Origin of the sequence: Vibrio satsumensis, from assembly GCF_050337435.1 — a bacterium.
In the GTDB taxonomy this organism is placed as follows: domain Bacteria; phylum Pseudomonadota; class Gammaproteobacteria; order Enterobacterales; family Vibrionaceae; genus Vibrio; species Vibrio satsumensis.
In genome coordinates, this window is record NZ_JAKJSX010000015.1 from 112,568 (window position 1) to 127,110 (window position 14,543).

Below are 14,543 nucleotides of genomic sequence, written 5' to 3' on the forward strand. Positions count from 1 at the left end.
GGTTGTGAGGTTGCCTAGCTAAACTCTAGGCAACTGAAGCGTTTTACTGATCGATCTTATCAGTAGGGATCCCCAATGAGTTTGGCTCATGAATTAAGAGTATTGGAGTTAGAGTCTCAAGTTGAGCTGCTAGAGCGCTTACAGCTTTTGACTAACTTTGGTTCAAACCTTGTGACGGTTGCTGGTAAAGTTGGCTCTGGCCGATCTTGGTTGGCTCAGCGTTATCTTGAAGCATGGTCGACAGAAAAAAATCAGTGTTTACTGCTTTGTCATCCAAGCCAGGACGATCAACAACGTCGCGCACTTATTCTTAGCCAAATTGTTTCTGACCCCCTGTTTAATCAACATGATTCTTTATCAGATAGCCTGACAAGGTTACTGGATGGAGAGCCGTGCAGTGTGGTTATCGTCGTTGATGATGCCCAACGACTTTCTGAGCTATTGGTATCCGAATTATGGATGTTGGTACTAGAAGCTCAATCAAACCCTCAATGGACGATCAATATCGTTCTCTTCTCGGAACCTGGCCACTTAGATACGTTGTTAACGCGTTTGAGTTACGGTCAACAACACAAGCCTATCGATCTTGAGATCGATGACCTTTCGCAACCAGAAGCTGAACATTTCTTTGAATCACTTGTGATTCGATATGTTGATGATGAGTCTGAAACTCGCGTGCGACGTGCGTTTAGTAAAGCGCAACCTCTGCCCGGCGAGTTAATGGCTTTAGGAGAATTGAAAGTGGAAAAAAGGATTATTATTCGCTCAATCATTGGCTCACCCATCAATATCGCGATCGTGGTGGCTTTGTTATTGTTGTTAATTGGTGGTGGTTATTGGTGGATGTTCAGTCAACCAACACCAGACGATAAAGCGCAGTCGCTTATCGCACCGATTGAACAGACGGCTATTCCAACCTTTGAAGTGGAAAGTGGCACTGAACAAACTGGCGTCGATGGTTCTGTTGATTCGGAAGCTGAAACCGACATGAGTTACCAAGGTGCCGATGATGATAGTTCGTCTCTGCCACCGACTGTCGTTGAAGATACCGCGAGTGTTGGAGAAGTCGAACAAGATCAGCAGCGTGTTGTGATCACCTCTGACGTGGTTGATGCTCTGCTTGATGATAAACCTGAGAGTGCGGATACCAGTGCGATTGATGCTGCAGTTGAAGAAAACACAGCTGCAGTGGTTAGCGCGCAACCTGATTCTGCACAAGCCGAACCACAACCAACAGTCGATGAAGAATCAGACCTAACTGACTCAACACCGCCGACCAAAAAGATCACCTTCTCATTTGCTCGTGAAGAGTTACAAGCTATCTCGCCGCGCGCGTATACCTTGCAGTTGAGTGCGATGACTTCATTGGAAGACGTACAATTTTTCATTGAAGAGTATGACCTTGAGAACAAGGTTCGTATTTACCCAACACTTCGTAACGACACCAAGTGGTTTATTATCACTTATCAAGATTACCCAACGATTCAAGTGGCGCGAGATGCGGTAAGTGCGTTATCAAAACCACTTCAACAGTTGGAACCTTGGGCTAAATCGATGAATCAAGTACATCGAGAGATAGAACGTGCGAAATAACCCTGAGCTTAGCCTCAAAATATGTTACATTCCGCAGCCTTATTTTTGAGTTGATAGATAGAGCAGTAAATGAAAAAGCAGCGTGCCTTTCTAAAATGGGCTGGTGGTAAATATGGCCTAGTTGAAGACATCCAACGTCACCTGCCACCTGCTCGTAAATTGGTAGAACCGTTTGTCGGTGCCGGCTCAGTATTTCTGAATACTGACTTTGAACAGTACCTACTAGCTGATATCAATCCCGATCTTATCAACCTGTACAATCTACTTAAAACCGATCCTGAAACCTATATCACGGAAGCGAAGCGCTGGTTCTGTCCTGAGAACAATCGCAAAGAAGCCTTTCTAGATATTCGTGCTCAGTTCAACGATACCGACAACGTCATGTATCGTTCGCTTGCCTTCTTGTATATGAACCGCTTTGGCTTCAATGGCTTGTGTCGTTACAACAAGAAGGGCGGTTTTAACGTTCCGTTTGGTTCTTACAAAAAACCTTACTTCCCAGAAGCAGAGCTGGAGTTTTTTGCTGAGAAAGCGAAAAAGGCCACCTTCGTCTGTGAGGGATACCATGAAACCTTTAGCCGTGCTCGCAAAGGCTGCGTGGTTTACTGTGACCCTCCGTACGCACCGCTATCAAATACCGCTAACTTTACCTCTTACGCAGGTAATGGCTTCAGCTTAGATGATCAGGCAGCCTTGGCTGATGTCGCTGAAAAAGCCGCAATGGAACGTGGTATTCCAGTTTTGATTTCAAACCACGATACGACACTAACGCGTCGCTTATATCATGGTGCGGAACTGAACGTGGTGAAGGTGAAGCGCACCATCAGCCGTAACGGCGCTGGGCGTAATAAAGTTGATGAGTTACTGGCGCTTTTCCATAAAGAGAAAAACCAGCAACACGTATCAGCGGAATAGTACTGGTCAGAATCACCGCTAAACTCATTAAATTGAGTGACCAACGGATACTTTCTTAAACTAATCTTTCGAACTGCTAGGATCTGCTTAGGTGCTTAGGTAGAATTGCACACCAAATAGTCTTGGGCTTGAGTCTTGTATTTGTGTATGAGAGCTCACTAAGGCGGTGACATTCGCAATTTACTCACTCTTAAGAGGTTTGGTATGAAAGATTTTCTAATCGCTCCATCGATTTTGTCTGCAGATTTTGCTCGTCTTGGTGAAGACGTAGAAAAAGTACTCGCAGCTGGTGCTGATGTTGTGCACTTCGATGTGATGGACAACCACTACGTACCTAACCTGACTTTTGGCGCGCCTATCTGTAAAGCGCTGCGCGACTACGGCATTACTGCTCCTATCGACGTTCACCTAATGGTTAAACCAGTCGACAGCATCGTGCCTGAGTTTGCAAAAGCTGGCGCATCAATGATTACTTTCCACGTTGAAGCATCAGAACACATCGATCGCACTCTACAGCTAATCAAAGAATACGGCTGTAAAGCGGGTGTCGTTCTTAACCCAGCAACACCTCTGTCTTGCCTAGATTACATCATGGACAAAGTAGACATGATTCTACTAATGTCTGTGAACCCTGGTTTTGGTGGTCAATCTTTCATTCCTCACACGCTTGATAAGCTACGTGCAGTTCGTAAGCTAATTGACGAATCAGGTCGTGATATTCGCCTTGAGATTGATGGCGGCGTGAAGGTTGATAACATCCGTGAAATCGCAGAAGCGGGAGCAGATATGTTCGTCGCAGGTTCAGCTATCTTCAATCAACCAGATTACAAAGAAGTGATTGATGAGATGCGTGCAGAGCTTGCAAAAGTTAACGCATAAAAGTAGAACTAGGGTCAGTTGACCTAAAATCAAAAATTTAGATAAAGGGGCTCATTGGCCCCTTTTTTACGTCTTATCGCTCAACACATAAGACGAATATAATTAATAGGAAAGTAAGATGTCATTAAGCTCAATAAAACTGATCGCCTTTGATTTGGATGGAACCTTGTTAGACAGCGTGCCTGATTTGGCTGTCGCCGCTGACCAAGCTTGTCAGGAACTGGGTTTCCCTTCAGTGAGTGAAGAACAAGTTCGCGACTACGTGGGTAATGGTGCTGACGTGCTTATCGGGCGTTCACTCAGCCGCAACCTTGCGGTTGACCCAAGCCTAGAGCCTGAGCTGCTGAAGAAAGCACGCATCCTGTTTGATGATTTCTACGAGCAGGGCGGCCATAAGCTGAGCCACCTTTACCCATCAGTAAAAGAGACGCTAGCTGAACTACATAAAGCGGGTTTCACTATGGCGCTTGTGACCAACAAGCCATCGAAGTTTGTACCCGACGTTCTGGCGCAACACGGTATCGATAAGTACTTTGTTGATGTGTTGGGCGGAGACTCTTTCCCAGAGAAAAAACCGAACCCAGTAGCGCTGAACTGGTTGCTAGAAAAGCACAACGTGAAAGCGGAAGAGATGTTGATGGTTGGTGATTCAAGCAACGATATCAAAGCGGCGAAGAATGCGGGTTGCCACTCATTTGGTCTGACTTACGGCTACAACCACGGCGAGCCAATTTCAGCATCAAACCCTGACTATGTGGCGGATAACGTTGCTCAATTACTAGATGTCGTTCTAGTTTCAGCATAAAGCGTACAAAAGTTAGCTAACCCACTAGCAAAATACTTATCAATGAGTACACTGGATGAGCCGCGCAGAAAGAGCTGTGCGGCTTTTCTATATTTAAGTTAAGAAGCTAAGCGTTCAATAAACTTAGCGAATAAGCAAAGGAATTAAAACCATGAGCAAGCCCATCGTATTGAGTGGTGTTCAACCATCTGGTGAACTAAGTATCGGTAACTACTTGGGTGCTCTACGTCAATGGCAACAGATGCAAGATGATTACGATTGCCAATACTGTGTTGTAGACCTTCACGCAATTACGGTTCGCCAAGACCCGAAAGCACTGCATGAAGCGACTCTAGACGCACTAGCAATCTGTCTTGCTGTCGGTGTTGATCCAAAGAAGAGCACGCTATTTGTTCAGTCACACGTACCAGAGCATGCTCAACTTGGTTGGCTTCTTAACTGTTACACGCAAATGGGTGAACTGAGCCGTATGACTCAGTTTAAAGATAAGTCTGCACGTCATTCAAACGACGTAAACGTAGGCTTATACGACTACCCAGTGTTGATGGCTGCAGACATCTTGCTTTACGGCGCTCACCAAGTGCCTGTAGGTAGCGACCAGAAACAACACTTAGAGCTAGCGCGTGATATCGCAACTCGCTTTAACAACATCTACGGCCCTGAAACACCAATCTTCCAAGTGCCTGAACCTTACATTCCAACAGTGAATGCACGTGTAATGAGCCTGCAAGATGCGACGAAGAAGATGTCTAAGTCGGATGACAACCGTAAGAATGTGATTACTCTGCTAGAAGAGCCTAAGTCGATCATCAAGAAGATCAACAAAGCGCAAACGGATGCAGAAACACCACCACGCATTGCCCACGATTGGGAAAACAAAGCGGGTATCTCTAACCTAATGGGTCTTTACTCTGCGGCGACGGGTAAAACGTTTGAAGAGATCAAAGCGCAGTACCAAGGCGTTGAAATGTACGGTCCATTCAAGAAAGATGTAGGCGCAGCATTAGTTGAGATGCTTGAGCCGATTCAAGCTGAATACCATCGTATCCGTGCTGACCGCGCTTACATGGACTCAGTAATGAAAGCGGGTGCTGAAAAAGCCTCTGAGCGTGCTGCAGTCACACTGAAAAAAGCATACGAAGCAGTAGGTTTTGTTACTCGCCCATAGATTGAACTAAAATAACTCGCTTGAGAATTTGAGCCCAAAGTAACTTTTGTTTACTTTGGGCTTTTTAATGCCCATTCCATTTGCCCTCCCCGAAAACCCTTTGTTTGAATTGATAATTTACGCAGTATTTGGCTAGCACACTCGTGGCTTTAATGTTGTGCAGATGATCTTGTTTGGCCCTCTCGGGCTTTATAAAATTATGCTCGTTTCTATATATGTTGGAAATATATAACGTGCCAAACAATTGATGATTCCAAAGTGATAAGTTCCTCATTTTCTTGCCAACTGACTTATTCCTTTCATAAATAAACCTGATAGTTACCACAAAATACATGACTGTCCATAGGTGGCAGTGACTATAACTCAATGAACTCAGGTGAAACGGATGGCTCTTTTACACAAACCTTCATTGCTAGCAGTGGCAATTGGTAGCTTGTTAACCACAAGCGCACACGCTGATTTGTTTATTTCACAATATGTGGAAGGCGGCAGCTACAACAAAGCGGTTGAGATCGCCAATAACGGCGATAGCAGCATTAATTTAGATGGTTACTCGTTGGCGAAATCTGCGAATGGCAACGGATCATGGGGTGCCACTTTACCTTTGGATGGCCACGTTTTAGCGCCCGGTGAAGTACTTGTGGTCGCACATTCTAGTGCGAGTGATGAGATAAAAGCTCAAGCTGACATCATTAATGCTTCTATCGCTAATCATAACGGTGACGACCCGTTAGCTATCTTGAATTCAGACGGTTCGGTACATGATGTTGTTGGTTTGATGGGCGATGTCGACTGGGGTAAAGATGTTACTTTGGTTCGAGCGACACAAACCCCTTCGGCAACATTCGATGCTTCGCAATGGGTATCGCTACCAAAAGATAGCATTGAAGGTTTAGGTTCACTAGACAGTGTTGAACTGCCAGAAGCGTTTACTTGTACACAAGATGGCTCTGACCCAGTATTCACCACCATTCAAGAAATCCAAGGTGAGGGTGCAACATCACCGTTCATTGATGGCTACCCGTACATCACCGATGATGAATACTTTGTTAAAGGTGTGGTAAGTGCGGTGACAACAGGCCTAACCAAGGGCTTCTACCTGCAAGCACTTGAGGATGATTTCAACTCAAGCACTTCTGAAGGCCTATTTATTCATACCAACCAGTCGAGCTCAGAGCTAGTAGCCGGTGATGTGGTGTGTGTGAAAGGTAAGGTTCAAGAATACTACAGCCACACTCAGCTTAAAGTTGAAAACAATCAATGGCTCAAGCAGGGTGAGCAGCAGGTGCCAGAAGCGACAGCGATTGAAGCCTTAGACAGTGACGAGAACTTCGCAGCAACGCTTGAGCGCTACGAAGGCATGTTGGTGAAAACAACTGAAGCACTTGATATGCGTGTGACACGCACCTTTGGTTATGACTACGCAGGTCGTCGTAACAACATGGTATTGGCACATGAGCGTATTAACATGCAGCCGAACCAGCTTTTTGCAGCAGGTTCTGACGAAGCGAAGCAGCAAACTGAAGACAACGCAGACCGCCGTCTTTTCGTTGAAACCGATCAAAAATCGGGTGATGGACAGGTGCCTTTCTACCCAGATTTTGGTCGTACCGACATCGACCAAGATGGCTCAACGGAAGACTACATCCGTATTGATGACACTATTGTTGGTCTAGAAGGCGTGTTGACCTACAGCTATGGCGAGTACCGCCTCATCACGACTAACCAGATCACCGCTGAAAACTTCGTTCGCAACGACCCGCGTACCGACAAACCAGATATGGATGAAGGTGACTTACGTATTGCGACCTTTAATGTACTGAACTACTTCAACTCTCCATTTGGTGGTGATGCGAACCAGCATGGTAATAACCGTGGCGCAAACACCATCACTGAGTTTGAAATGCAGCAAGAGAAGATTGTGAACGCGATTCTTCGTCTAGACGCTGACATCATTGGTTTGATGGAAATTGAGAATAACGGCTTTGGTGAAGGTTCTGCTATTCAACAGCTTGTTAACCAGCTGAATGACCGCATTGAGCGTAAGAAAGATCGTTATACGTTTGTCGCTGTCGATTCGAACGAAGATGGCGTAACCGACGAGATGGACTCGATTGGTACTGATGTCATTACAACGGGTGTTATTTACCGTAAGAAGGTGGTTAAGCTTAAAGACAGCCGCGTTATCGCGATGCCAAGCCAACAAGCACCAGAAGTGTTAGACGATTCTGGCAAGGTGATTGAAGACGGTAAGAACTACCAACGTGACTCATTGGCGCCAACCTTTAAAGTTAAAGGCACTAAAGAGAAACTTACCGTTGCGATTAACCACTTTAAATCGAAAGGTTCTAAGTGTTGGGAAGATGCTGCACCGGTCGAGCAGGGCGGTCAAGGTGGCGTTGACGCCGATAAGCAAGGCTCATGTGAGAACTTCCGTGTGGCTGCAGCAGTTGCTTTGGGTGAAGCGCTAGACGGCATTGAAGGCCATAAAGTGATTCTGGGTGATATGAACTCGTACGGCATGGAAGATCCAATGCTGGTGCTAACGGATTACTCTGAAGAGAAATACGGTAAGCAAATCAAAGCGGCTCGTAACACTTACATTGATGGTGTTGAACAGTTTGGTGATAGCGGTGCGGTGATTACTAAGAACTACGGTTACATTAATGCTGTAGCTCAAAAGCACCCAGATAGCTGGAGCTACTCATACAATGACGAAGTGGGCGCACTGGATCACCTGTTGATCAGCGATAGCCTGAAAGACATGGTGGTGGATGCAACTGACTGGCACATTAACGGTGGTGAATCGACGTTGTTTGACTACAACGAAGAGTACAAAGGCGACCTGCCTAAGTACCAGGATCACTTCCGTTCATCGGATCATGATCCTGCGGTTCTTGAGCTCAGAGTCGGCGGTTCATTCGGCTTAGGTGCGTTGATGTCATTGTTTGGCCTAGCAATGTGGCGTCGTCGCAAGTAGCTAAATCGTCAGTAGCTTGGCAAGCCATACAAGCAAGCCAATTCAGATAACTTAAGGCTATCTGTAAACAATTAAGGTCAACCTAGGTTGGCCTTAATTATTGGCGAAATGCAGTTTCCACTTGCCTTTCGCTATGGGTATTGCACAATACCGCCCCTATATCTCCCAATCCTTTAGTATTTAGCAAACGATTTCGACCCATGTTACTTATCATCGATAACTACGACTCCTTTACCTATAACTTGTATCAGTATTTCTGTGAGTTAGGGGTAACTGTAAAAGTTGTACGCAACGATGAGATTGATATCGCAGGTATCGAAGCGCTGAATCCTAGTCACCTTGTTATCTCGCCGGGTCCTTGTACACCGGATGATGCGGGAATCTCTCTGAAAGTCATTGAACACTTCGTGGGTAAGCTGCCGATCTTAGGTGTGTGTCTTGGTCATCAAGCCATTGCTCAAGTGTTTGGTGGTGAAGTGGTGAGAGCCAGGCAAGTGATGCATGGTAAAACCTCGCCGATCCGTCATAACGGTAAGAGCGTTTTTCAAGGACTCAATAATCCTCTGACTGTGACACGTTACCACTCACTCGTGGTGAAAAATGGCACGCTACCAGATTGCTTTGAACTGACGTCTTGGACGGAATTTGAAGATGGCAGCATGGATGAGATCATGGGTTATCAACACAAAACCTTACCGATTGATGCGGTCCAATTTCACCCTGAATCGATTAAAACAGAGCAAGGACACCAGCTTCTCGCTAACTTCCTAGCACGCTAAGTGTTTAAATTTGACTCTTTCTCCGTCTAAATAAGCCAGTTAAACCTATCAGCCTATTCGTTAAGCGTTTAAATTCGGGCTTTACGCGCCTCTCTCCCTCTGACGCCGATCACTTTTTATAACATTTCTCTCTCGCTTCGCTAAGTTTTTAGCCTATGCAAAATTATTCGCCTTATTTCCTCTCGAACCCTATATACCACTGTGCCAGTAAGGCTTTGCTATTGCTGGTTATACGTTTAGGTAAAAAAAGCTTCATAAAACAGATTAATTGATGCATAAATAGTCATAGGTAGTGACGTTTAGCTGGTTGTTAGGGATGGCTAAAGAATAATCTACTATTGAAAAGGTTAATTAAATGTAAATATAATGCTGCAGCGGGATTATGGCGAGACAAAATATCTTTGTCTCACTTATGAACCATTACGCTTATTTGCGAAGCTTGCGGTATCGAGAAGGAATGTACGATGACAGTGGAAAATAAAGTAGAACGTAGTCTGTTTAATGAGGTGATGGTGCCTTGTTATAACCCAATGGAAATGATCCCGGTAAAAGGGGAAGGCGCACGCGTTTGGGACCAACAAGGCCGAGAGTATATCGACTTTGCTGGTGGTATCGCTGTGAGCTGTTTGGGTCACTGTCACCCGGCAATGGTTAACGCAGTTACTGATCAAGCAAACAAGATTTGGCACCTAAGTAACGTGATGACCAACGAACCTGCACTGCGTCTAGCGAAAAAGCTAACAGACGTATGTTTTGCAGAAAAAGTATTCTTTGCAAACTCTGGCGCGGAAGCGAACGAAGCAGCTCTAAAGCTAGCTCGTCGTTGGGCGGCGGATGTTCACGGTCCTGAGAAATCTGAAATCATTGCATTCAAACAAGGTTTCCACGGTCGTACTTTCTTTACCGTAACGGTTGGTGGTCAAGAAGCTTACTCTGATGGTTTCGGTCCTAAACCGGGCGATGTGACTCACCTTCCTTACAATGATATTGCAGCACTAGAAGCGCACATCTCTGATCGCACTTGTGCAATCATGATGGAACCTCTGCAAGGCGAGGGCGGTATCATCTCACCAACCTCTGAATTCGTGAACACAGTTCGTGAACTGTGTGACAAACACAATGCACTACTTATCTTTGATGAAGTACAAACCGGTAACGGCCGTACTGGTAACTTTTATGCTTACCAAGGTCTAGGTGTAACACCAGACATCTTGAGCACTGCTAAATCACTGGGTGGTGGTTTTCCTATTGGTGCAATGCTCACGACGACTGAATTAGCGACACATCTAAAAGTCGGTACGCATGGCTCTACTTACGGTGGTAACCCACTGGCGTGTGCTGTTGCAGAAGCGGTTGTTGATGTGGTTAGCCAACCTGAAACATTAGCTGGCGTGAAAGAGCGCGAAGCATTGTTCCGTGATGGTCTTGCTAAGATTAACGACAAGTACCAAATCTTCAGTGAAGTTCGTGGCAAAGGCCTACTACTAGGTGCTGCGCTTAACGAAGAGTGGCAAGGCCGTGCACGTGACGTATTAGTAGCAGCAGGCGAACAAGGCTTGATGGTACTGGTTGCTGGTGCAAACGTGGTTCGTTTCACGCCATCACTGGTCATTACTACACAAGAAATTGAAGAAGGCCTATCAAAACTAGACAAAGCAATCGCTACGCTAGTTTAGCCTGAGCGGCGTCATAGGAATGATCGCCAATAGAGCGATCCCATGACGTTCTGCTAAAGGCCCAAGCTTCTGGTTTTGGGCCTATTTTGCATCTGGAGGGAATATTGATGCTAGTTGTTCGCCCAATAAAATTATCTGATTACGATGCGCTGCACACTTGCGCGGTTGAATCTGGTCACGGATTCACATCTCTTCCTGTTAACGAAGAACTGTTAACTAACCGTATTACTCACTCTGAATACAGCTTTGCCAAACCAGACGTGACTGAACCCGGTGATGAAGGCTACCTAATGGTTGGCTTTGATACCGAAACGGGTGAAGTTGCAGGTACCACGGGTATCGAAGCATCGATTGGCTGGGATGTACCGTTTTACTCTTATCACATCAGCAAGGTGGTTCATTCATCGCAAAAGCTTGGCGTTAATAACGTGGTTAAGCTACTGACTTTTGGTAATAACTACACCGGATGCAGTGAAATTTGCACGTTATTCTTGCGCCCTGACTTCCGTGGTGGTTTGAACGGTCGTTTGATGTCGAAGTGCCGATTCCTACTGATGGCTGAACACCCAGAGCGTTTCTCGAAAACAATTTTTGCTGAGATGCGGGGGGTATCGGATGCCGAAGGTAATTCTCCTTTCTGGCAATGGCTGCAAGAACACTTCTTCTCGATTGATTTCACACTTGCTGATTATCTAACCGGTATTGGTAAGAAAGGCTTCATTGCTGATCTTATGCCGAAGCTACCTATCTATGTGAACCTACTGAGCAAAGAAGCTCAGGCGGTGATCGGAGAGGTTCATGACAATACGCGCCCTGCACTTAAGTTGTTGGAACGTGAAGGTTTCACCAACCGTGGCTATGTCGATATCTTTGATGCGGGCCCAACGGTTGAGTGTGATTTAAGAAACATCGAATCTGTGCGTCATGCGATTAGAGCTCAGGTGAAAATTGCAGAGCACTCAAGCTCTAAAGACTTCCTAATTGGGAATACATCATTTGAGAACTTCCGGGCAGTAGCCGCGAAAGGCGCGTATGACCAAGCAAGCGACACAGTGATTTTATCATCTGAAGTAGCAAGCGCTCTTGAAGTAAAAGAAGGCGAATTCGTTCGCATGTTGGCTCAGTAAGAGCAGCGATTATCTGTCGAAGATTTTAAGGATAGAAGTATGACTCAGTGGATAGCAGGACAGTGGGTGGCAGGTCAAGGTGACGCCATGACATCAGTAAGCCCATACAATAATGAAGTAGTGTGGCAGGGTGATAGCGCAACGCCAGCACAGGTTGAATCTGCAGTGGCAGCAGCTCGTGAAGCCTTCTTGGTTTGGAAAAAACTGAGCTTTGCAGAGCGTGAAGCGATCGTGTTGAACTTTGCTGAGAAAGTTAAAGAGAACAGCGAAGAAATTGCGCAAATCATCGCAAAAGAGACGGGTAAACCGATCTGGGAAACTCGTACTGAAGCGGGAGCGATGGCGGGTAAGATTGCTATTTCCATTCGTGCTTACCATGAGCGTACCGGTGAAGCTTCACGTGAAGCAGCTGGCAACCAGATTGTACTTCGTCATCGTCCACTAGGCGTGATGGCGGTATTTGGCCCTTACAACTTCCCAGGTCACCTACCTAACGGTCATATTGTTCCAGCACTGCTATCGGGTAATACCGTGGTATTTAAGCCGTCAGAGCAGACACCTTGGACGGGTGAGTTTGCGATGAAGCTATGGCAAGAAGCTGGCCTTCCTGCTGGCGTGATCAACCTAGTGCAAGGCGCTAAAGAGACAGGTATCGCACTAGCCGATGCTAAAGGTCTTGATGGCGTGCTATTCACGGGTAGCGCGAATACCGGTCATATCCTTCACCGTCAATTCGCAGGTCAACCGGGCAAGATGCTGGCGCTAGAGATGGGTGGCAACAACCCGATGGTGATCAGTGACCAATTTGGTGATGCTGACGCGACGGTTTATACCATTATCCAATCGGCTTTCATCAGTGCAGGTCAACGTTGTACATGTGCTCGTCGTTTGTATGTTCCTGTTGGCGAGAAGGGCGATCAATTGCTCGATAAGCTCGTTGCGGCGACCTTGAAGATTCGTGTTGATCAGCCATTCGCTGAGCCAGCACCCTTCATGGGACCACAGATCTCTGAAGCGGCGGCTAAGTTCATTTTGGACGCGCAAGCTAATCTGCAATCACTAGGTGGTGTAAGCCTAGTTGAAGCAAAAGCGGGCGAAGCGGCGTTTGTTTCTCCGGGTATTATCGATGCAACCAACATTGCTGAGTTGCCAGATGAAGAGTACTTCGGCCCATTGCTGCAAGTGGTTCGCTACCAATCGCTAGAGCAAGCGGTTGAACTGGCTAATGACACGCGCTTTGGTTTGTCTGCAGGCCTAGTTTCAACCGACGATTCTGAGTGGGAATACTTCGTTGATCATATCCGTGCAGGTATTGTTAATCGTAATCGCCAGCTAACAGGCGCAAGTGGTGATGCACCATTTGGCGGCCCGGGTGCTTCAGGCAACCTACGCCCAAGTGCTTACTACGCGGCGGACTACTGTGCTTACCCTATGGCTTCAATGGAAGGTGGTGAAACTCAACTGCCAGCTACGTTTAGCCCGGGTCTTGAGCTGTAGTTTTGGCTTTTGAGCTATAACTTGATGAATCACAAGCTTATGAGTTCTAGGTTCATGAATAACAGATTCATTGGTTAATTGTGTAATAAGGAAGCGGTGTTATCGCTTCCTCTTTTCACCCACGTCCGACACCTCGATTGGGCGGTAGATAATAATAGAACAAGTATGTCACAGGCTGATGGCTGCTGACTCTATGTCCAGCCTCTCCCTTTCTAATCCAAATTACTAGCTTGCTAGAACCTCTGACAAGGAGTCACCATGACGCCCGATCTACTCTTTAAATCACTATGGGACGATTACATTCACAGGCTTTGTCCATCGGCTGAGAAAGTGCATCACTTGCTGAAAGAAGACGAAGCTCTGATTAATGATCACATTGCACTGCGTACTTTCAATGTTACACCGCTGGGTATTGAAACATTGGCTAAACCTTTCCTTGAGTTAGGTTACAAGGCGTGTGGCGATTACTTATTTGAGAGCAAGAAGCTAGTGGCTAAGCACTACGAACACCCAGACCCAAAACAACCAAAAGTGTTCATTAGTGAGTTGAAGGTAGAAGAGTGCTCAAGTGAGCTACAACAGATCGTTGCTAAGTTAGTTGAGCAAGTCGATGCTAGCAAGCTGCAAGGTCATGAATTCTTGTTTGGCGGTCGCCAATGGGATTTGAGCTTCGCTGATTTCCAAGTACTAGCAAAAGAGAGCGAATACGCCTCTTGGTTAGCGGCTCACGGTTACGGTGCCAACCATTTCACGGTAAGTGTCAATCAACTGAACAAGTTCGATGAAGTACAAGCAGTGAATGATTACCTGAGTGATGCTGGCTTTACGATTAACGCATCAGGCGGTGAGGTGAAAGGCTCTCCAGAGGTATTATTAGAGCAATCATCAACCATGGCAGACAAAGTCCCAGTGGCATTTATTGAAGGCAATGAGATGATTCCTGGTGGCTTCTATGAGTTTGCTAAGCGTTATGCAATGGCGAATGGTGAGCTTTATACCGGTTTTGTCGCTGCATCGGCGGACAAGATCTTCGAAAGCACCAACGGTTAAAGAAAGATACGAGCACGGGCTTTGCCCTAGAGATGCGGGTACGCTTCGCTTCGAGAGTGTTTGCGTTTGGAAGT

General features: G+C 46.1%; 11 protein-coding genes. All 11 read left to right on the top strand.

Going from position 1 to position 14,543, the window contains the following annotated elements; all coding sequences use genetic code 11:
* Positions 1-75 precede the first annotated feature (75 nt).
* On the top strand, positions 76-1,593 hold the full coding sequence (locus L4C44_RS19285; protein WP_428805586.1) for an SPOR domain-containing protein: 1,518 nt from the start codon (positions 76-78) through the stop codon (positions 1,591-1,593).
* A 69-nt stretch (positions 1,594-1,662) separates the two neighbouring features.
* Positions 1,663-2,508, top strand: a complete 846-nt coding sequence (locus tag L4C44_RS19290; protein WP_017632098.1) for a Dam family site-specific DNA-(adenine-N6)-methyltransferase — start codon at positions 1,663-1,665, stop codon at positions 2,506-2,508.
* Between the two features lie 204 nt (positions 2,509-2,712).
* Positions 2,713-3,387, top strand: coding sequence for a ribulose-phosphate 3-epimerase (rpe, locus tag L4C44_RS19295; RefSeq protein WP_428805587.1), 675 nt, complete (start codon positions 2,713-2,715; stop codon positions 3,385-3,387).
* Between the two features lie 118 nt (positions 3,388-3,505).
* The gene (locus L4C44_RS19300; protein ID WP_146492437.1) at positions 3,506-4,192 is read left to right on the top strand and encodes a phosphoglycolate phosphatase; all 687 of its coding nucleotides are present in this window, start codon (positions 3,506-3,508) and stop codon (positions 4,190-4,192) included.
* Between the two features lie 151 nt (positions 4,193-4,343).
* Positions 4,344-5,360: a tryptophan--tRNA ligase gene (gene trpS / locus L4C44_RS19305; protein WP_428805588.1), complete on the top strand. Its 1,017-nt coding sequence runs from the start codon at positions 4,344-4,346 to the stop codon at positions 5,358-5,360.
* 385 nt (positions 5,361-5,745) lie between these two features.
* On the top strand, positions 5,746-8,340 hold the full coding sequence (locus L4C44_RS19310) for an ExeM/NucH family extracellular endonuclease (RefSeq protein ID WP_428805589.1): 2,595 nt from the start codon (positions 5,746-5,748) through the stop codon (positions 8,338-8,340).
* Between the two features lie 200 nt (positions 8,341-8,540).
* Positions 8,541-9,119: an aminodeoxychorismate/anthranilate synthase component II gene (locus L4C44_RS19315; protein WP_123301979.1), complete on the top strand. Its 579-nt coding sequence runs from the start codon at positions 8,541-8,543 to the stop codon at positions 9,117-9,119.
* A gap of 464 nt (positions 9,120-9,583) precedes the next feature.
* Positions 9,584-10,795 (top strand): aspartate aminotransferase family protein, encoded by a 1,212-nt coding sequence (locus L4C44_RS19320; protein ID WP_428805590.1) that lies wholly within the window; start codon positions 9,584-9,586, stop codon positions 10,793-10,795.
* 107 nt (positions 10,796-10,902) lie between these two features.
* Positions 10,903-11,922, top strand: a complete 1,020-nt coding sequence (gene astA / locus L4C44_RS19325) for an arginine N-succinyltransferase (protein WP_123285401.1) — start codon at positions 10,903-10,905, stop codon at positions 11,920-11,922.
* Between the two features lie 39 nt (positions 11,923-11,961).
* Positions 11,962-13,419, top strand: a complete 1,458-nt coding sequence (astD, locus tag L4C44_RS19330; protein ID WP_428805591.1) for a succinylglutamate-semialdehyde dehydrogenase — start codon at positions 11,962-11,964, stop codon at positions 13,417-13,419.
* 258 nt (positions 13,420-13,677) lie between these two features.
* Positions 13,678-14,469 (top strand): DUF1338 domain-containing protein, encoded by a 792-nt coding sequence (locus tag L4C44_RS19335; protein ID WP_428805592.1) that lies wholly within the window; start codon positions 13,678-13,680, stop codon positions 14,467-14,469.
* Positions 14,470-14,543 lie beyond the last annotated feature (74 nt).

Coding starts and splice junctions, on each gene's coding strand:
- L4C44_RS19315 (WP_123301979.1), top strand. CDS start 8,541: ATGTTACTTATCATCGATAACTACGACTCCTTTACCTATAACTTGTAT.
- L4C44_RS19310 (WP_428805589.1), top strand. CDS start 5,746: ATGGCTCTTTTACACAAACCTTCATTGCTAGCAGTGGCAATTGGTAGC.
- astD (WP_428805591.1), top strand. CDS start 11,962: ATGACTCAGTGGATAGCAGGACAGTGGGTGGCAGGTCAAGGTGACGCC.
- trpS (WP_428805588.1), top strand. CDS start 4,344: ATGAGCAAGCCCATCGTATTGAGTGGTGTTCAACCATCTGGTGAACTA.
- astA (WP_123285401.1), top strand. CDS start 10,903: ATGCTAGTTGTTCGCCCAATAAAATTATCTGATTACGATGCGCTGCAC.
- rpe (WP_428805587.1), top strand. CDS start 2,713: ATGAAAGATTTTCTAATCGCTCCATCGATTTTGTCTGCAGATTTTGCT.
- L4C44_RS19290 (WP_017632098.1), top strand. CDS start 1,663: ATGAAAAAGCAGCGTGCCTTTCTAAAATGGGCTGGTGGTAAATATGGC.
- L4C44_RS19300 (WP_146492437.1), top strand. CDS start 3,506: ATGTCATTAAGCTCAATAAAACTGATCGCCTTTGATTTGGATGGAACC.
- L4C44_RS19335 (WP_428805592.1), top strand. CDS start 13,678: ATGACGCCCGATCTACTCTTTAAATCACTATGGGACGATTACATTCAC.
- L4C44_RS19320 (WP_428805590.1), top strand. CDS start 9,584: ATGACAGTGGAAAATAAAGTAGAACGTAGTCTGTTTAATGAGGTGATG.
- L4C44_RS19285 (WP_428805586.1), top strand. CDS start 76: ATGAGTTTGGCTCATGAATTAAGAGTATTGGAGTTAGAGTCTCAAGTT.